Source organism: Kitasatospora sp. NPDC058444 (assembly GCF_042721415.1).
Taxonomy (GTDB): Bacteria; Actinomycetota; Actinomycetes; order Streptomycetales; family Streptomycetaceae; genus Kitasatospora.
Map to the genome: position 1 here is coordinate 41,183 of NZ_JBHXLL010000003.1, position 18,395 is coordinate 59,577.

The following is an 18,395-nucleotide window of genomic DNA, read 5'->3' on the forward strand; positions in this document are numbered from 1 at the left end:
GAAGGGGCGCTCCGGAAGGCGCGGGCGGCGGGGCTCAGACCTCGGCCGGCTGGCGGGCGCCGTCGCCCGCCGGGAGCTTCTCGGCGGCCTCGCGGGCCACCTTGCGCTCGAAGACGAAGGAGAGGAAGGGGATGCAGCCCGCCGCCAGGGTGAGCACCAGCCGGCCCATCGGCCACTTCAGCTTCTGCCCGAGCAGGAAGGTCACCACGAAGTACCCGATGTAGAGGTAGCCGTGCAGCATCGCGACGTAGGTGGTGACGTCCTCGGCCGCGCCGAAGCCGTACTTCGCGACCATGAAGCCGCAGAACACCAGCAGCGCCACACCGGTCGCGACGGCCAGGGCCCGGTACCAGCCCAGCAGGGGGGTCGCCTTCATGATCTTCCTCGCCTCGCTCGGCAGTGTCGGCCGGTACGCCCGGATCCGCGCACCGCTCCCACGAGGGTAGCCGCCCTCACGGCCGCGCCTTCGCAGCCCCCTCGTCCGGATCGGCGAAGTCGCCGGCGGCGACCCGCAGCGGCCTGAGCAGATCGAAGACCTGGCGGCACTGCCCGGCGTCGTACTCCTCCAGCCCGAACTCCATCGCCATCAGCTCCCGGGTCGCCTCCTCGACCACCTCGCGGCCGCGCCGGGTGATCGCGGCCAGCACGCCGCGGCCGTCCAGCGGGTTGGGGCGGCGGGCGACCAGCCCGGCCCGCTCCAGGCGGTCGACGGTGTTGGTGACGCTGGTCGGGTGGACCATCAGCCGCTCGCCGATCTTGGAGAGCGAGAGCTCGCCGGTCCGGCTGAAGGTCAGCAGCACCAGGGCCTCGTAGCGGGCGAAGGTCAGCCCGTACGGCTTGAGCACCGCGTCCACCCGGGAGAGCAGGATCTGGTGGGCGCGCATGATCGAGGTGATCGCCGCCATCGAGGGGACCGCGCCCCAGCGGCGGGTCCACAGCTCGTCGGCGCGGGCGATCGGGTCGAAGTCGAGAGCGAGGGGCTTGGCCACCTCCTTACCGTACCGGCGGACGGGGCTGGTGCTACCAGGCCGTCCTGATGGTGGACAAGCGCAACACGTGGCGGGAACCCGCCAATCGGACGGCCAGGTCCATACCAGGACATTGCGCCGGTGTGAACGCGCGGCAACGGGCGTCCGGCGCACCGGGGTTGGGCTCCGATCGGCCCGGCGCCGCGTCACCAGGCCTCGGTTCGGACGGTAACCCGCCGCAAGACCGGGCGTTTTCACCCCTTCTGTCCGACCGTTCACATTCCCCCGCCGTGGCGGGACTTGGCCAATTCATGAGCAAGACCTGTCATTTGATTTGCTCGATTGTCATGCTTTCGGCCAACCCCGTTCGGCATCCACCACCCCCACCCACCGGTGGCGAAGCCGCTTCGACCGCACGGGGACCTGCACGTCAGCGCCCGTTCCGCCCCTCAGGTGCCGGCCCCCGGCCCCCGGAACGCCGCGACCGCGTCCGCTCGCGGTTTCCCGGAAGGACCCGTTCGTGAAGCGAAAGCTCGCCGCAGTCGCCGTACTCTCCGCCACCGCCCTGCTCACCGGTGTCGTCCAGGTGAGCACCGTGGCCGTCGCGGACCCCGCCCCGCACTCCCGGGCCGCACAGCAGCGCGCCGACCTGATCGCCCTGGCGAACGGCCAGGCCGCCAAGGTGGCGCACGCCCTCGCCCTCGGCGGCCAGGAGCAACTGGTGGCCAAGGACGCCGTGGTGGACGCCGACGGCACCCGCCACCTGCGCTACGAGCGCACCCTCGCCGGCCTGCCGGTCCTGGGCGGGGACCTGGTGGTGCACCAGAAGGCCGACGGCTCGACCACCTCCGTGGACAAGGCGACCGGCGCGAGCCTCGCCCTGCCGAGCCTCACCCCGCAGATCCCCGCCGACAAGGCCGCCGCCCAGGCGACCGGCGCCGTGCAGTCCACCATCGGCATCACCGCCGACGCGGACGAGTCCCCGCTGACCGAGGTCCACCAGACCGGCGCCGCCGAGCTGGTGGTCTGGGCCGCCGACGGCAGCCCGCGCCTGGCGTACCGCACCACGGTCGAGGGCCTGCGCGCCGACGGCACCCCGAGCCGCCAGCTGCTGGTCACCGACGCGGCGAGCGGCCAGGTGCTCTCCAGCCACGAGCAGGTCCGGACCGCCTCCGGCACCGGCAAGGGCGTCTTCGTCGGCACCGTCCCGCTGACCACCACCCAGAGCGGCAGCTCGTACCAGCTGAAGGACGCGACCCGCGGCGGGCAGGCCACCTACACCCTGAAGGGCAGGACCTCCGGCTCCGGCACCCTCGTCGCCAACAGCACCAACAGCTTCGGCAGCGGCCTGGCCTCCAACACGGAGTCCGCCGCGGTGGACGCCCAGTACGGCGCGGCCGCCACCTGGGACTTCTACAAGAACACCTTCGGCCGCAACGGCATCAAGAACGACGGCGTCGGTGCCGCGAGCCGGGTCCACTACGGCCGCAACTACGTCAACGCGTTCTGGGACGACAGCTGCTTCTGCATGACCTACGGCGACGGCACCAGCAACACCCACCCGCTGACCGAGCTGGACGTGGCCGGCCACGAGATGAGCCACGGCGTCACCTCGGCCACCGCCAACCTGAACTACTCCGGCGAGTCCGGCGGCCTCAACGAGGCCACCTCGGACATCTTCGGCTCGATGGTGGAGTTCTACGCCAACCTGCCCGCCGACAAGCCGGACTACCTCATCGGCGAGCTGATCGACATCAACGGTGACGGCACCCCGCTGCGCTACATGGACCAGCCGTCCAAGGACGGCGCCTCGGCCGACTACTGGTCCTCCAGCGTCGGCAGCAAGGACGTCCACTACTCCTCGGGCGTCGCCAACCACTTCTTCTACCTGCTCGCCGAGGGCAGCGGCGCCAAGACCATCAACGGCGTCAACTACAACAGCCCGACCTACAACGGCTCGACCCTCGCCGGCATCGGCCGGGACAAGGCCGCGCAGATCTGGTACAAGGCGCTGACCACCTACATGACCTCGACCACCAACTACGCGGGTGCCCGCACCGCGACCCTGAAGGCCGCGAGCGACCTGTACGGCGCGAGCAGCGCCGAGTACAGCGCCGTCGCCGCGACCTGGACCGCCGTCAACGTCAACTGACGCACCGCACAGGCGCACCGGACGCCCGGGTCCCCCTCAGGAGGGCCCGGGCGTCCGGCCGTTCCGGCGTTCCGGCGTTCCGGAGCGCGGGTGCCCGGCGTTCCGGCGGGCGCGGGTGCCCGGCGGCCCCCGGGGCTGTCAAGGCCGTCCGGCTGGCGGAGTCCCGCCAGGGGGACGAACCGCCGAAACCGGGCAACGGGCGGCAACCGAACCATCCGTACCGGGACTGGCGGTTCCTGGCCAATCCCGGAGGCACTCTGTCCATCCCTGCCAACGATTGTCATGCTTCTGACCAAGTCCCGTCCGACCCTCCGCCGCCCCCACCCACTCCGGCGGAGCGTCAGGAACCGCACGGGACCGGCACGTCCGCGCCCTACCGCCCCCAAGGTGCCAACCCCGGCGCCCCGGTACGCGGCGCACCCGCAGCGCACCCGCGGGTCTCGTGGAAGGAACCCCCGCACGTGAAGCGAAAGCTGACTGTCGGAGCCGTACTCTCCGCCACCGCCCTGCTGGCCGGCGTCATCCAGATCGCCGCCGCTCCCGCCCAGGCCGCCGCCCCCTCGCCGGCGCAGCAGCAGTCCGCGCTGCTCGCGCTGGCCGCCGGGCAGAGCGCCCCGGCCGCCCAGGCCCTCGGCCTCGGCGGCCAGGAGAAGCTGGTGCCCAAGGACGTGGTGGTGGACAAGGACGGCACGCGCCACCTGCGGTACGACCGGACCTACGCGGGCCTGCCGGTGATCGGCGGCGACCTGGTCGTCCACCAGAAGGCCGACGGCTCGGTGAAGTCCGTCGACCAGGCCTTCGCCGGCAAGCTGTCGGTGCCCAGCCTGACCCCGGGCCTCGCCGCGCCGCAGGCCGCCGAGGCGGCCACCGCCGCGGTGCGGGCGACCGTCGGCATCACCGCCGACGCGGACGAGGCGGCGCTCACCCGGGTCGACGGCGCCGGCGCGCCCGAGCTGGTCGTCTGGGCCGCCGACGGCACCCCGCGGCTGGCCCACCGCACCGTGGTCTCGGGCCAGCGCTCCGACGGCACCCCGAGCCGCCAGGAGGTGATCACCGACGCCGCCACCGGCCAGGTGCTCGCCAGCGACGAGAAGGTGCAGACCGCCACCGGCACCGGCAAGGGCGTCAACGTCGGCACCGTCACGCTGACCACCACCCAGAGCGGTTCGAGCTACCAGCTCAAGGACGCCTCCCGGGGCAACCAGTCCACCACCGACCTCAAGGGCGGCACCTCGGGCAGCGGCACGCTGTTCAGCAACACCACCAACTCCTGGGGCAACGGCCTGCCCTCCAACCGCGAGTCCGCCGCCGTGGACGCCCAGTACGGCGCGGCGGCCACCTGGGACTACTACAAGAACACCTTCGGCCGCAGCGGCATCAAGAACAACGGCGTCGGCGCCGCGAGCCGGGTCCACTACAGCACCAACTACGTCAACGCGTTCTGGGACGACTCCTGCTTCTGCATGACGTACGGCGACGGCGCGAGCAACACCCACCCGCTGACCGCCATCGACGTCTCCGGCCACGAGATGAGCCACGGCGTCACCTCCGCCACCGCCGGCCTGATCTACTCGGGCGAGTCCGGCGGCCTCAACGAGGCCACCTCGGACATCTTCGGCACCATGGTCGAGTGGTCCGCCAACCTGGCGTCCGACCCGGGCGACTACCTGATCGGCGAGAAGCTCAACATCAACGGCAACGGCACGCCGCTGCGCTACATGGACAAGCCCTCCAAGGACGGCGCCTCGGCCGACTACTGGTCCTCCACCGTCGGCAACAAGGACGTCCACTACTCCTCGGGCGTCGCCAACCACTTCTTCTACCTGCTGTCCGAGGGCAGCGGCGCGAAGGTCATCGGCGGGGTCAGCTACAACAGCCCGACCTCCAACGGCTCGACGGTCACCGGCATCGGCCGGACCAAGGCGGCCGCGATCTGGTACCGCGCGCTGACCGTCTACATGACCTCCACCACCAACTACAAGGCCGCCCGCACCGCGACCCTGAAGGCCGCCACCGACCTGTACGGCACGGGCAGCGTCGAGTACAACACCGTCGCCGCGGCCTGGAGCGCGGTGAACGTCAGCTAGCCGTCCACGGCGCGGGCCGCCGGCCGGGCCGGCCCGCGCCGGCCCCGGTGCGAACGAGCCACCCCCGGTAAGAAACGGCGACAGGCTGCCGCGGCCCTTTGGGAGAGGAGGCCGTGGCAGCCTGTCGACCGTCCACGAGGAGCCGGGGCTCAGGCGGTGGCGGGCTTCGGCTCGCCCCGCTCCTCGCGGGCGAGCATCCGCTCGGCGAAGAAGCCGCCGGTGGGCACCACCGCGAGCACGAACAGCAGGACGCCGCGCTTGGCGTCCCACTTCTGCGCCTGCCAGGCCTGGATCCAGAAGACCACGTACAGGATGAACAGGATGCCGTGGACCATGCCCATCACCGGGACGGCGTCGAACGAGGTGGTCCGCTTCAGCACCGAGCAGATCAGCAGCAGGATGAAGGAGACCCCTTCGGGGCCGGAGACCAGGCGCAGGCGGTGGACGGCGCTGCTGTTCACGATGGATACCTCAATACGGGGGTCGGAGGCGCGGGCGCGCTTGTGAAGCCACTCACAAGCATTCCGGCCATTATCGCCGAGCACACCCGCGGCCCCCCGGCCGGGGGTGGCCACCGTGCCCGATCTCACAGCGCCCGCCGGCCCTGTCACAGCTGTGTGCCGGAACGCCTCCAAGGGCGGCCACCCGCCCCCGGGAACCCCTATCCTGCTGCCCGCGCGCCCACCGATCCGGGCGCCGACGCATCACACACGGGGGTAGTCGCCACATGCTCAAGCTCGACTGGGACCGCAGGACCTGCGCCAGGCGCGGCCACACCACCTACGCGCCGACGGAGCCCGAACTGGCCTCCCGGCTGCACGCCTCGACCGCCCTCGGCGACGCCTGGCGCTGCCTGCGCTGCGGCGACTTCGCGCTGGGCGCCCCGCACGGCTCCGGCCCGGCCGAGGACGCGCCGCTGGTACCGCGCGGCAAGGCGCTGCGGGACCTGTTCATCCTGCGCTTCCTGGCCGTCGAACGGGTGCTGCGCGGACTGCTGATCATCGTGGTCGCCTGGGCCGTGTGGAAGTTCTCCAACAGCCAGGACGCCGTGCACCGGGTGTTCGACGAGAACCTCACCGTCTTCAGGCCGGTCACCGACCACTTCCACTGGGACCTCGAACACGCCCCGATCGTCGAGACGATCCGCAAGACCTTCGACTTCAAGAAGAGCACCCTGCTGATCGTCGCGGGCGCCCTGGTCGCCTACGCGGTGGTCGAGATCGTCGAGGCGGTCGGCCTCTGGCTGAACAAGCGCTGGGCCGAGTATCTGACGGTGGTCGCCACCGCGGCCTTCCTGCCGCTGGAGGGCTACGAGCTCAGCCACCACGTCAGCGCCCTGAAGGTCTGCACCCTGGTGCTGAACGTCGCGGCGGTGCTCTGGATCCTGCTCTCCAAGCGCCTGTTCGGGCTGCGCGGCGGCGTGGTGGCCTTCGAGGCGGAGCGCCACTCGGCCTCGCTGCTGGAGGTCGAGCAGGCGGCCGGCACCGCCGCGCGCCCCGGACACGGCGCGCACGCCCGGCTCTGAGCGGGGGCGTGCGCGCCGGCCTGACCGGCGCGTTTGTCGCAGCCTGGTACCAGTTGGCGCGCGCACTCTCCCCGGGCCACGGCCGCAGCGGCTAGATTGCGGCCGTGGCACAGTTCAGACTCCAGGGATCGCGCGTGCTCGCCGTCGAATTGGGCGGTGACGCCGTCAAGGCGCGAAACGGTTCGATGGTCGCCTACACCGGGCAGATGGCCTTCAAGAAACTGACCGGCGGCGGGGACGGCCTGCGCGGCATGGTCACCCGCCGGCTGACCGGCGAGAAGATGACGGTCATGGAGGTGAAGGGACAGGGCACCTGCTACTTCGCCGACAAGGCCACCGAGATCAATCTGGTCCGGCTGAACGGCGAGACGCTGTACGTCGAGTCGGACAACCTGCTCTGCACGGAGTCCACCCTGCACACCGGCACCAGCTTCACCGGGCTGAACGGCATGTCCTCCGGCAACGGCCTGTTCACCACCAAGGTGGAGGGGCACGGCTGGGCGGCCGTCACCTCCAACGGGCCGGCCGTCATCCTGCGGGTCGACAAGAGCATGCCGCTGCGGGTGGACCCGGGCGCGTACGTGGCGCACACCGGCACCCTGCAGCGCAGCCTGAAGTCGGGCGCGGGCTGGACCACGCTCATCGGCGAGGGCGGCGGCGAGGCCGTCCAGATCGAGTTCACCGGCGAGGGCCTGGTGTACGTCCAGCCCTCCGAGAAGGTCACCGTCGGGGGTGACGTCTGATGGGCTTCACGAAGATCAACGGCAAGATGGTCGAGGCCCAGGTCGTCCCCGGGCAGCGCCTGTTCAGCCAGCGCGGCGCGATGCTCGCGTACAGCGGCGACGTCCGCTTCACGCCGAACATCACCGGCGGGCAGGGCGGCGTGATGTCGATGATCGGGCGCCGGGTGGCCAACGAGGACACCCCGCTGATGACCGTCGAGGGCCAGGGCCGGGTGATGTTCGGCCACGGCGGCCACCACGTCCACGTGATCGACCTGTTCGGCGACACCCTCTACGTCGAGGCGGACCGGCTGCTCGCCTTCGAGGGCACGCTGCGGCAGTCCACCATGTTCATGGGCTCGCAGGGCGGGGTGATGGGCATGGTCCGCGGGCAGGTCACCGGGCAGGGCCTGTTCACCACCAAGCTGGAGGGCCAGGGCTCGGTCGCGGTGATGGCCCACGGCGGCGTCTTCGAGCTGCCGATCGTCCCCGGCCAGTCGGTGCACGTCGACCCCCAGGCGTACGTGGCGCACCGCGGCGACGTGCGCAACAAGCTGTCCACGGCGCTGGGTTGGCGCGACATGATCGGCCGCGGCTCGGGCGAGGCGTTCCAGCTGGAACTGTCCGGGCAGGGCGCGGTGTACGTCCAGGCGAGCGAGGAGAAGCTCTGATGTCCTACCCGCCGCAGCCCCCGTACGGCTCGCCGCACAACCAGCCGACCCAGCCCGGCTTCGCGGTGCCGCCGGGCGCCGTCCCGCCGGGGTACGGCCCGCAGCAGGGCGGCTACCCGCCGCCCCCGCCCGGCGGCTACCCCCCGCCGCCGCAGCAGCCTTACGCCCAGCAGCCTCCGCCGCCGCCCCAGCAACAGCCTTACGCCCAGGAGCAGTTCGGCGGACCGGTGGCACCGCTGCCGAGCGGCCACGGCGGCATCGGGCCGGTGGTGTGGGACGCCCACAGCCTGCCGGCCGGCGACAACGTCAACCCGTACGCCTTCTCGGTCGACCTGAACGGCTCGTACTTCCTCCAGAAGGGCAAGATGGTCGCCTACTACGGCGACATCACCTTCAAGGGCGTCGGCGCCGGAGCGGTCGACCGGATGCTCGGGCAGCACTTCAACTCGCCGATGCACGCGGCGGACTGGGTGGTCGCCGAGGGCCGGGGCAAGCTGCTGCTGGCCGACCGGGCCTTCGACCTCAACTCGTACGACCTGGACGAGGGCAACCTGACCGTCCGCTCCGGCAACCTGCTGGCCTTCGACCCGACGCTGCGGCTCAAGCAGTCGATCATCCCGGGCTTCCTGACCCTGATCGGCACCGGCCGCTTCGTCGCCGCCTCCAACGGGCCGGTGCACTTCGTCGAGCCGCCGATCCGGGTGGACCCGCAGGCACTGGTCGGCTGGGCGGACTGCCCGGCGCCGTGCCACCACTACGACCACGACTACATGCACGGGCTGATCGGCGGCCTGCGCCGGCTGACCGGCTTCGGCGGGGCCTCCGGCGAGGAGCACCAGTTCGAGTTCATCGGCGCCGGCCAGGTGCTGCTGCAGTCCAGCGAGAAGCTGCTGGCGGAGCGGTCGGTCGGCGCGGTCGGCGCCGAGGCGGGCGTCCCGATGGGCGGCGTGCCGTCCCAGCCGGGCACGGCCGGGCACGGCGGCGGGAATCCCAACATCCCCGGGCTCGGTAACCTGGGCGACCTCGGGCGACGTTTCGGCCTGTAAACTTGTACAAGATTGAACTAAATCGGCTATGCTAGAGGGCATGGATACGCACACGATCGACACTGCGGACACCCCTCCGTCGCAGCCCGAGGAGCAGACTCCCTGGCTGACCGCCAGGGAGCAGCGGATGTGGCGCGCCCATCTGGAGGTCGCCAAGCTGCTGGACTACCAGCTCAGCCGCGAACTCCAGCCCCACAACCTGGCGATCAACGACTACGAGATCCTGGTCGTGCTCTCCGAGGCCCCGGACCGCCGGATGCGGATGACCGACCTCGCGACCGCCACCCTCCAGTCGAAGAGCCGCCTCTCCCACCAGATCACCCGGATGGAGACCGCCGGCCTGGTGCTGCGCCAGGAGTGCCCCGGCGACCGCCGCGGCCTCTACGCCCACCTCACCGAGCACGGCTGGGAGACCATGCAGCAGGTCGCCCCGGACCACGTGCGCAGCGTCCGCGCCCACTTCATCGACCGCTTCACCCCGGAGCAGCTCGACGCCATGTACGAGGCCCTCGCCCCCATCGCCGACCACCTCCGCGGCCTGCGCGGCAAGCCGTAACCTCCCGCAGCACCGAGCTCCCCCGTCGCCGCTCCGGCCCCGCCGAAGCGGCGACGGCATTTCCCGCCCGCACCAGAAGTCGGCCCCGCCGACTTCCTACGCGGAGTGAGGGGTGCTGGGCGGGAGGTCAGCTCGCGGTCAGGCCCGCGACGAGTTCGTCGGCCGCGCCGTACGGGTCCAGGTCGCCGGCGGCCACGCGTTCGGCGAGGACGACCAGGCGCCGGTCCCCGCGCAGGTCGCCGATCCGGGCCCGCAGTTCGGCCAGGGCGATCGCCTCGATCTCCTCGGCCGCCCGGCGGCGGCGCCGTGCGGCGAGTTCACCGTGCTCCTCCAGCCAGGCGCGGTGCTTCTCCAGCGCCTCGACCACCTCGTCCACGCCCTCGCCGCGCGCCGCGACGGTCTTGACGATCGGCGGGCGCCAGTCCCCCGGCTCCCGGGCCTCGCCGAGGCCCAGCATGTGGTTGAGCTCCCGGGCGGTGGCGTCGGCGCCGTCCCGGTCGGCCTTGTTGACCACGAAGAGGTCGCCGATCTCCAGGATCCCCGCCTTCGCGGCCTGGATGCCGTCGCCCATCCCGGGGGCCAGCAGCACCACGGTGGTGTCGGCCTGGGCGGCGACCTCGACCTCGGACTGGCCCACGCCGACGGTCTCCACGAGGATCACCTCGCAGCCGGCCGCGTCCAGCACCCGCAGTGCCTGCGGCGCCGCCCAGGAGAGCCCGCCGAGGTGGCCGCGGGTGGCCATCGAGCGGATGAACACCTCGGGGTCGGTGGCGTGGTCCTGCATCCGGACCCGGTCGCCCAGCAGCGCGCCGCCGGAGAACGGCGAGGACGGGTCGACGGCCAGCACCCCGACCCGCTTGCCGAGCCGCCGGTAGGCGGAGACCAGCGCCGAGGTGGAGGTGGACTTGCCGACCCCGGGCGAGCCGGTCAGGCCCACCGTGTACGCCCGCCCGGTGTACGGCGCGAGCGCGGCCATCGCCTCCCGCAGCTGCGGGGCGGCGTTCTCGACCAGCGTGATCAGCCGGGCGACCGCCCGCGGCCGGCCCTGCCGGGCCTGCTCGACCAGCGTGGCGACATCGATCATCAGGAACTCCTAGCGCAATGCCGTCGAATGCCGAAAGGGGCTGCGGACCGCCACACGCGGTCCGCAGCCCTAGGGGTCAATCGGCCGGTCAGGCCTTCGGGACGCGCACGATCAGCGCGTCGCCCTGGCCGCCGCCGCCGCACAGCGCGGCCGCGCCGACCCCGCCGCCGCGGCGCTGCAGCTCCAGCGCCAGGGTCAGCACCACGCGGGCGCCGGACATCCCGATCGGGTGGCCGAGCGCGATGGCGCCGCCGTTGACGTTGACGATGTCGGAGGAGACGCCCAGGTCCTTCATGGACTGGTGGGCGACGGCCGCGAAGGCCTCGTTGATCTCGATCAGGTCGAGGTCGGCGACCTCCAGGCCCTCCTTGGCCAGCGCGTGCTTGATCGCGTTGGACGGCTGCGACTGGAGCGAGTTGTCCGGGCCGGCCACGTTGCCGTGCGCGCCGATCTCGGCGATCCAGGTCAGGCCGAGCTCCTCGGCCTTGGCCTTGCTCATCACGACCACGGCGGCGGCGCCGTCGGAGATCTGCGAGGAGGTGCCGGCGGTGATCGTGCCGTCCTTGGCGAAGGCCGGGCGCAGCTTGGCCAGGCCCTCGACGGTGGTGTCCGCGCGGATGCCCTCGTCCTGGCTGAACAGCACCGGCTCGCCCTTGCGCTGCGGGATGGCGACCGGGACGATCTCGGCGTCGAAGACCCCGTCGGCCTGCGCCTTGGCGGCCCGCTGGTGGGACGCGGCGGCGATCTCGTCCTGCGCCTCGCGCGGGATGCCCAGGCGGGTGTTGTGCTTCTCGGTGGACTCGCCCATCGGGATGTTCTCGTAGGCGTCGGTGAGGCCGTCGTGGGCCATCGCGTCGAGCATCGCGATCGCGCCGTACTTGAAGCCCTCGCGGGACTTCGGCAGCAGGTGCGGGGCGTTGGTCATCGACTCCTGGCCGCCGGCCACGACGATGTCGAACTCCCCGGCGCGGATCAGCTGGTCGGCCAGCGCGATGGCGTCGAGGCCGGAGAGGCAGACCTTGTTGATGGTCAGCGCCGGCACGTTCATCGGGATGCCGGCCTTGACGGCGGCCTGGCGGGCCGGGATCTGGCCGGCGCCGGCCTGGAGCACCTGGCCCATGATCACGTACTGGACCTGCTCGCCGGTGATCCCGGCCCGCTCCAGGGCGGCCTTGATCGCCACGCCGCCGAGGTCGGCGCCGGAGAAGCCCTTGAGCGAACCCAGCAGGCGGCCCATCGGGGTCCGCGCACCGGCAACGATCACAGAGGTGGTGTTGGTCATGGGACGGGCCCCTTCGCACGTCGTGGCCAGGTGAGGATGCGCTCAATGTACTGACCCGTTACGCGGCCGTCACCGGAGCGACGGTGTGATCGAGCGCACTGGCACCCTCCAGTCAACACCGTGCCGACCCGCTCCGGGTGAACCGCCCGCCGTGTGAGCAGGCTCGCACCCCGGACACTGGCGTGCCGCGCGGGCATGCGCTGCACTTGGTGCACCCTTTCCCACCGCCCTTCCCCTCACCCGGAGGCCGTCGTGCTGACCCGAATCGACCACATCGGCATCGCCTGCCGCGACCTCGACAAGACGGTCGAGTTCTACCGCGCCACCTACGGCTTCGAGGTCTTCCACTCCGAGGTCAACGAGGAGCAGGGCGTCCGCGAGGCCATGCTCCGGATCAACGGCACCGACGACGGCGGCGCCTCCTACCTCCAGCTGCTGGAGCCCACCCGGCCCGACTCCACCGTGGCCAAGTGGCTGGAGAAGAACGGCGAGGGCGTGCACCACATCGCCTTCGGCACCGCCGACGTGGACGGCGACGCCGAGGCCATCCGGGACAAGGGCGTCCGGGTCCTCTACGAGCAGCCGCGGATCGGCTCGATGGGGTCGCGGATCACCTTCCTGCACCCCAAGGACTGCGGCGGCGTCCTGACCGAGCTGGTGACCTCCGCGCAGCAGGGCCACGACGGGCACTGACCCCCTCCCGGACCGCCCCGGGGCGGGCGGCGCCCCGGGGGCGGCCGACGGTCCGTCGGTCATGACCCGTCAGTAACCTGGCGGGAAGAGCCGGAAAACACCCCTGCGGCCATTCCCCCGCAGTGCGCTCCCACTACAATGCCCAGGTGCGCGAAGGCTCCGGGGGACGGAGGCGACGGGCACGGCCGAAGACAGGCCCGTCCGCCCGCCGGTGGTCGGCCCGTCGCAAGGGGAGTCCATTACGCGGGCACGGCTGAACAGTCGCAAGACGGATCTGTCACCATTCTCCACAAGGCAAGAGTTCGCCCAGGAGTCCACTCGGACGGGGGAACGCGGCACCCCCGCGCTCCCGTGCCCGGACTCCGACGACCGCGGCGGGCGGCCCCGGCATGACGGGGAGCCGTCCACCGGCTGCGGATGCAAGGAGCCAGTCGGACCGGCGCCCGGGATACCGGAGCCCGGCACCGGCCGGGTCGAGGACGCGACCAGGAGATGGATGGGACCGCGGAGTGCGGGGCAACGACCGCTACGAGGCTGACGATCACCTCTCCCAGTTCGAGGCCGAGATGGGTCGGACTCGGAAGGAGCGGGACAAGGCAGTCGAGCATGCCGAGGACCTCGCCTACCAGGTGGAGGTGCTGCGGGCCAAGCTGCACGAGTCCCGCCGCATGCTCGCCCAGCCGCGCGCCTTCGACGCCGTCTCCGGCCAGGCCGAGCAGATGCTCCGCACCGCCGAGATGCAGGCCCAGCAGCTGCGCGCCGACGCCGAGCGCCAGCTGCGCGACTCCCAGGCCGCCACCCAGCGGATCATGGCCGAGGCCGCCGAGCGCACCGCCCGGCTGGAGGCCGACCTCGCCGCCCGCCGGCGCCAGCTGGAGGACGAGCTCACCGAACTGCGCCGCTCCGCCGAACAGCACGTCAACGGCTGGGCCGAGCAGACCAGGGCCGGCTCCGAGCAGGAGGCCCAGCGGCTGCTCCAGGAGGCCCGCGCCGAGGCCGAGCGGATGGTCGCCGCCGCCCGAGCGGAGGCCGTCGCCCTCTCCGACCACGCCCGCGCCCAGACCGCCGCCGACGTGGACGCCGCCCGCGGTGAGGCCCAGGCCGCCGCCGAGGCCGCCCTGCAGCGGGCCCAGAACGACGCCGAGCGTCTGCTGCGCGCCGCCTCCGAGCAGGCCCAGCAGGCCGGCGCCCAGGCCGCCGCCGACGTGGACGCCGCCCGCGGCCAGGCCCAGCAGGAGCTGGCCGCCGCGCACGTCGCCGCCGAACAGCAGCTGACCGTCGCGCACGCCGAGATCAGCCGGCTCAAGGAGCAGGCCGCCTCCGAGCAGGCCCGGGCCGAGCAGCAGCTCGCCGCGGCCAAGGCGGAGATAGAGCGGCTGCGCGCCGAGGCGATCGCCGAGGCGGAACGCACCCGCCACGAGGCCGCCGCCCTGCGCTCCCAGGCCGAGCAGGCCGCCGAACAGCTCCAGGCCGACGCCGAGGCCGCCGCCGAACGCAGGGTCGCCGACGGCGAGGCCGCGAACGAGCAGCGCTCGCAGACCGCCCGGGCCGAGGTGGCCCGGATGGTCGCCCAGGCCACCAAGGAGGCCTCGGCGATCCGCGCCGAGGCCGAGGCCGTCCGTACCCAGGCCGCCACCAAGCAGGCCGAGGCCGACGCGGCCAAGGCCGCCGCGGCGGAGGAGAGCGAACGGCTGCGGGCCACCGCCGAGTCGGTGGCCGCCGAGCTCAGAGCCGACGCCGAGGCGGCGATCGCCGAACTGCGCGCACTGGCCGAACGGGACGTCGCCGAGCTGCGCGCCCAGGCCGAGGCCGACGCCCAGCGGCTGCGCGGCGAGGCCGAGGAGGCGGGCCGGGCGGCCGGCGCCAAGGACGCCACCGTCCACCTCGCCAAGGCCGCCAAGACCGCCGAGGAGGTGCTCGGCCGGGCCAACCAGGACGCCGAGACGGCGCGCGGCGAGGCCGCCGCCGAGGCCGAGCGGATCCGCGCGGAGGCCGCCGCCGAGGCGCAGCGGCTGCGCGAGCAGGCCCAGGCCGCCGTCGAGCAGGCCCAGAACGCCGCCCTGGACGACGCCGCCGCGGTCCGCGAGCGGATCGAGCGGATGCAGGACGAGGCGGCCCGGCTGCGGGCCGAGGCCGAGGAGCTGCGCGCCCAGGCCGCCGCCGAGGCCGACCGGGTGCGCGGCGAAGCGCGCCGCCAGGCCGTGGTGCAGATCGAGGAGTCGGCGAAGAACGCCGAGGAGCTGCTCACCAAGGCCAAGGCCGACGCGGACGAGCTGCGCGCGGGTGCCGCCGGGGAGATCGAGCGGCTGCGCGAGCAGGCCCAGGAGCAGGCCGCCGAGACCCAGGGCCGGGCCGAGCAGACCCTGACCCGGGCCCGCGCCGAGGCCGGGAAGATCACCGAGGCGGCCGAGCAGCAGGGCCAGGACGCGCTCGCCGCCGCCCGGGCCGCGGCCGCCGAGAACCGGGCCGCGGCCGAGCGCGAGACCGCCGAACTCCGGCGCGACGCAACCGAGTTCGACCAGCGGGTGCGCGCCGAGGCGACCGCCGCGGCGGAGGCCCTGACCACCGAGGCGCAGGCCGAGGCGAACGCCGTCCGGGACGCCGCGGTGGCCGACGCCGAACGGGTGCGCACCGAGGCCGACACCGAGTCCGCCCGGACCCGGGCCGAGGCCGAGGCGTCCGCGAACGCGCTGCGCGAGGAGAGCCGGCGCGAGCGGGAGGAGGCGGCCGACGGGCTGCGGCGCGAGCGCGAGGAGACCTCCGAGCACCTGGACGCCGCCGAGGCCGCCCGCGAGGAGGCCGAGCAGGCCGCCGCACGGACCCGCGCGGAGGCGGAGCAGGCCGCGGAGGAGCTGCGGGCCCTCGCCCAGCACGAGACCACCCAGCAGCGCGAAACCGCCGAGGCCTACGCCGACCGCGTCCGCACCGAGGCCGAACAGCACGCCACCGACCTCACCGAACGCACGGCGGCCGAGACCGCCGAGGTCCGCGAGGCGGCCGACAAGCACGTCGCCGAGGTCCGCGAGGCGGCGGACACCTACGCCGACGAGCAGCGTGCCTCCGCCGACACCTACGCCGACGAGCAGCGCACCTCCGCCGACACCTACGCCGACGAGCAGCGCACCTCCGCCGACACCTACGCCGCGCAGACCCGGACCGAGGCCGAGCAGGCCGCGGAGGAGCTGCGGGCCCTCGCCCAGCACGAGACCACCCAGCAGCGCGAAACCGCCGAGGCCTACGCCGACCGCGTCCGCACCGAGGCCGAACAGCACGCCACCGACCTCACCAAGCGCACGGCGGCCGAGACCGCCGAGGTCCGCGAGGCGGCAGACAAGCACGTCGCCGAGGTCCGCGAGGCGGCCGAGCAGCACTCCACCGAGGTCCGCGAAGCCGCCGACACCTACGCGGCCCAGGTCCGCGAGGCCGCCGAGCAGCACTCCACCGAGGTCCGCGAGGCCGCCGAGGCCCACGCCACCGAGGTCCGCGAGCAGGCCGACGGCTACGCCACCGAGCAGCGCACCGCCGCCGAGGAGGCGCTGGAGCGCGCCGAGGCCACCGCCGAGCAGCGCCGCGCCGAGGCCGCCAAGGACGCCAAGGCCACCCGCGAGAAGGCCGCCGCCGAGCTGGCCCTGGCCAACGAGCAGGCCTCGACCGTCCGGGCCGAGGCCGGCCGCGAGCTGTCCGAGGCCCGCGCCACCGCCGACGGCATCCGGGCCGAGGCCACCGCCGAGCTGGAGCAGGCCAAGGCCGACCGCGCCGAGCTGATCGCCGCCGCCAAGGCCGAGGGCGCCGAGCTGGTGGCCACCGCCGAGGAGGAGGCCGCCGAGGTCCGCCAGTCGGTGGCCGGCATGCACGAGGCCGCCGCCGAGCAGATCGCCGCGCTCAAGGCCACCGCCGAGCAGGAGGCCGCCGAGGTCCGCGAGGCCGCCGAGCAGCACGCCACCGAGCTGCGCGTCCTCGCCGAGCAGGAGACCACCGAGCAGCGGGAGCTGGCCGACCGCGAGAGCACCGAGCAGCGCGAGTCCGCCGACGCGTACGCCGCCGAGCTGCGCGCCCTGGTCGAGCGGGAGAGCGCCGAGCAGCGCGAGCTCGTCGACCGCGAGACCGCCGACCTGCGGGCCCGCACCGAGGCCGAGACCACCGCGCTGCGCGAGCAGACCGAGCTGGAGCTGGCCGCCGAGCGGGAGGCCACCGAGAACGAGCTCGGCCGGCAGCGCGCCGAGGCCCTGGCCTACGACGAGCAGCTGCGCACGGACGCCGAGGCCGAACTGCGCGCCGCCCAGGAGGCCGCCGAGCAGTTGCGCGCCGACGCCGAGGCGCAGGCCGCCCGTACGGTGGCCGAGGCCGACGCCCAGGGCGCCCGGAGCATCGCGGACGCCGAGGAGCTGGCCGCCGGCCTGCGCGCCGAGGCCGAGGAGTACGCCCTCGCCACCCGCACCCTGGCCGACGAGTACGACTCCGCCACCCGCTCCCGCGCCGACGCCTACGACGCGGAGACCCGGGAGGCCGCCGAGCAGTTCGACAAGGCCACCCGCGAGCAGGCCAAGTCGGTCCTGGAGAAGGCCTTCGCGGACGCCGAGGCGCTCGGCGAGGACGCCCAGACCACCGCGCTGGCGACCACCGCCGCCGCGGAGGAGCAGGCGGACGCGATGGTCGCCGCCGCCCGCAAGGAGGCGGACCGGCTGGTCGCCGCCGGCGAGGCGGCCGGTCAGGCCGAGGTCGAGAAGGGCCGTTCCGACGCGGACGCCCTGCTCGCCGAGGCCCGCCGGGACGCGACCGCGATCCGCGAGCGCGCCGAGGAGCTGCGCGAGCGCACCGACGCCGAGGTCGAGGCCCTGCACGAGCGCGCCCGCAAGGAGAACGCGGCGGCCATGAAGTCGGCCGGCGAGCGGGTGGACGCGCTGGTGACGGCCGCCCAGGAGCAGCTGACGGAGGCCGAGGAGCAGGCGGTGTCCACCGTCGCCGAGGCCGAGGACCGCGCGGCGGCGCTGGTCGCGGCGGCCGAGGACCGCGCGAGCGAGCTCACCTCGGAGGCCTCCGCGGAGGCCAGCAAGGTCCGCCTGTCGGCCGTCCGCAAGGCGGAGGGCCTGCTGAAGGAGGCGGAGACCAAGCTCGCCAACTCCACCGACCGCGCCGAGTCGCTGATCGAGAAGTCCGAGGCGAAGCTGCGGTCCTCCGAGGCCGAGGCCGAGGAGCGGCTGGACCGGGCCTCCGCCGAGGCGGAGAAGCGGCTGCGGGACGCCGACGAGGCCGCGGACGAGCAGATCGAGCTGGCGAAGGCGGAGGCGGAGCGGCTGCTCGCCGAGGCGAAGGCGGAGGCGAAGCGGGTCACCGACGAGGGCCGGCGCGAGCTGGACGAACTGGTGCGCCGCCGCAAGGACATCAACACCGAGATCTCCAGGGTCCAGGACGTGCTGTCCGCCCTGGAGGCGTTCGAGGCGCCGGCGCCGGTCGCCCAGACCAACGGGGGAAGCAGCACCAAGAAGGACGGGGGCGCCAAGGCCGGTGCCGGAGTTGGCTCCCCCCGGTCGGGTGGCAATCGCTCCAAGAGCTCACCACCCGATTGAGCGGACATTGGCGGTCATTGTCCGTGAGAGAACGGCATATCG

14 protein-coding genes are annotated in these 18,395 nt (G+C 73.3%); 9 read left to right on the forward strand and 5 right to left on the reverse strand.

Annotated features, from left to right (window positions below; translation table 11 throughout):
• Positions 1–34: 34 nt before the first annotated feature.
• Both ACFWP2_RS04760 and ACFWP2_RS04765 read right to left on the reverse strand, forming a co-directional pair.
• On the reverse strand, positions 35–376 hold the full coding sequence (locus tag ACFWP2_RS04760) for a DUF3817 domain-containing protein (RefSeq protein WP_380448286.1): 342 nt from the start codon (positions 374–376) through the stop codon (positions 35–37).
• A 76-nt stretch (positions 377–452) separates the two neighbouring features.
• Positions 453–989 (reverse strand): MarR family winged helix-turn-helix transcriptional regulator, encoded by a 537-nt coding sequence (locus ACFWP2_RS04765; protein WP_380448288.1) that lies wholly within the window; start codon positions 987–989, stop codon positions 453–455.
• A gap of 499 nt (positions 990–1,488) precedes the next feature.
• Here ACFWP2_RS04765 and ACFWP2_RS04770 point away from each other — a divergent pair, with 499 nt between their 5' ends.
• Positions 1,489–3,120 (forward strand): M4 family metallopeptidase, encoded by a 1,632-nt coding sequence (locus tag ACFWP2_RS04770; RefSeq protein WP_380448291.1) that lies wholly within the window; start codon positions 1,489–1,491, stop codon positions 3,118–3,120.
• Positions 3,121–3,581: 461 nt separating this feature from the next.
• Positions 3,582–5,207, forward strand: a complete 1,626-nt coding sequence (locus ACFWP2_RS04775) for a M4 family metallopeptidase (protein ID WP_380448293.1) — start codon at positions 3,582–3,584, stop codon at positions 5,205–5,207.
• A 149-nt stretch (positions 5,208–5,356) separates the two neighbouring features.
• Here ACFWP2_RS04775 and ACFWP2_RS04780 read toward each other — a convergent pair whose 3' ends face one another.
• The gene (locus tag ACFWP2_RS04780; protein ID WP_380448295.1) at positions 5,357–5,668 is read right to left on the reverse strand and encodes a DUF3817 domain-containing protein; all 312 of its coding nucleotides are present in this window, start codon (positions 5,666–5,668) and stop codon (positions 5,357–5,359) included.
• 266 nt (positions 5,669–5,934) lie between these two features.
• Here ACFWP2_RS04780 and ACFWP2_RS04785 point away from each other — a divergent pair, with 266 nt between their 5' ends.
• The 5 genes from ACFWP2_RS04785 (at position 5,935) to ACFWP2_RS04805 (ending at position 9,727) form a co-directional block, all read left to right on the forward strand.
• Entirely contained in the window at positions 5,935–6,732 is a 798-nt protein-coding gene (locus ACFWP2_RS04785) for a DUF2127 domain-containing protein (RefSeq protein WP_380448297.1), read from the forward strand.
• Between the two features lie 104 nt (positions 6,733–6,836).
• On the forward strand, positions 6,837–7,475 hold the full coding sequence (locus tag ACFWP2_RS04790; RefSeq protein WP_380448299.1) for an AIM24 family protein: 639 nt from the start codon (positions 6,837–6,839) through the stop codon (positions 7,473–7,475).
• Complete coding sequence (locus ACFWP2_RS04795) at positions 7,475–8,125, forward strand: AIM24 family protein (RefSeq protein ID WP_224281209.1); 651 nt, start codon at positions 7,475–7,477, stop codon at positions 8,123–8,125. The genes ACFWP2_RS04790 and ACFWP2_RS04795 overlap by 1 nt, the downstream gene beginning before the upstream one ends.
• Positions 8,126–8,361: 236 nt before the next feature.
• The gene (locus ACFWP2_RS04800) at positions 8,362–9,171 is read left to right on the forward strand and encodes an AIM24 family protein (protein ID WP_380448917.1); all 810 of its coding nucleotides are present in this window, start codon (positions 8,362–8,364) and stop codon (positions 9,169–9,171) included.
• A 40-nt stretch (positions 9,172–9,211) separates the two neighbouring features.
• Complete coding sequence (locus tag ACFWP2_RS04805) at positions 9,212–9,727, forward strand: MarR family winged helix-turn-helix transcriptional regulator (RefSeq protein ID WP_380448302.1); 516 nt, start codon at positions 9,212–9,214, stop codon at positions 9,725–9,727.
• A 127-nt stretch (positions 9,728–9,854) separates the two neighbouring features.
• Here ACFWP2_RS04805 and meaB read toward each other — a convergent pair whose 3' ends face one another.
• Together meaB and ACFWP2_RS04815 are read right to left on the reverse strand one after the other, a co-directional pair.
• The gene (meaB, locus tag ACFWP2_RS04810) at positions 9,855–10,811 is read right to left on the reverse strand and encodes a methylmalonyl Co-A mutase-associated GTPase MeaB (protein WP_380448304.1); all 957 of its coding nucleotides are present in this window, start codon (positions 10,809–10,811) and stop codon (positions 9,855–9,857) included.
• An 88-nt stretch (positions 10,812–10,899) separates the two neighbouring features.
• Positions 10,900–12,093, reverse strand: a complete 1,194-nt coding sequence (locus tag ACFWP2_RS04815) for an acetyl-CoA C-acetyltransferase (RefSeq protein ID WP_380448307.1) — start codon at positions 12,091–12,093, stop codon at positions 10,900–10,902.
• A 252-nt stretch (positions 12,094–12,345) separates the two neighbouring features.
• Between ACFWP2_RS04815 and mce the strand changes: the two genes are divergently transcribed.
• Positions 12,346–12,786 (forward strand): methylmalonyl-CoA epimerase, encoded by a 441-nt coding sequence (gene mce, locus ACFWP2_RS04820; protein ID WP_380448309.1) that lies wholly within the window; start codon positions 12,346–12,348, stop codon positions 12,784–12,786.
• A 509-nt stretch (positions 12,787–13,295) separates the two neighbouring features.
• A complete protein-coding gene (locus tag ACFWP2_RS04825; RefSeq protein ID WP_380448311.1) occupies positions 13,296–18,353 on the forward strand; it encodes a hypothetical protein in 5,058 nt (1,685 codons plus the stop codon).
• Positions 18,354–18,395 lie beyond the last annotated feature (42 nt).

Excerpts from the sequence above, each read along its gene's own strand:
- ACFWP2_RS04760 (WP_380448286.1), bottom strand. The coding sequence starts at position 376 with ATGAAGGCGACCCCCCTGCTGGGCTGGTACCGGGCCCTGGCCGTCGCG.
- ACFWP2_RS04785 (WP_380448297.1), top strand. The coding sequence starts at position 5,935 with ATGCTCAAGCTCGACTGGGACCGCAGGACCTGCGCCAGGCGCGGCCAC.
- ACFWP2_RS04795 (WP_224281209.1), top strand. The coding sequence starts at position 7,475 with ATGGGCTTCACGAAGATCAACGGCAAGATGGTCGAGGCCCAGGTCGTC.
- ACFWP2_RS04805 (WP_380448302.1), top strand. The coding sequence starts at position 9,212 with ATGGATACGCACACGATCGACACTGCGGACACCCCTCCGTCGCAGCCC.
- meaB (WP_380448304.1), bottom strand. The coding sequence starts at position 10,811 with ATGATCGATGTCGCCACGCTGGTCGAGCAGGCCCGGCAGGGCCGGCCG.
- ACFWP2_RS04815 (WP_380448307.1), bottom strand. The coding sequence starts at position 12,093 with ATGACCAACACCACCTCTGTGATCGTTGCCGGTGCGCGGACCCCGATG.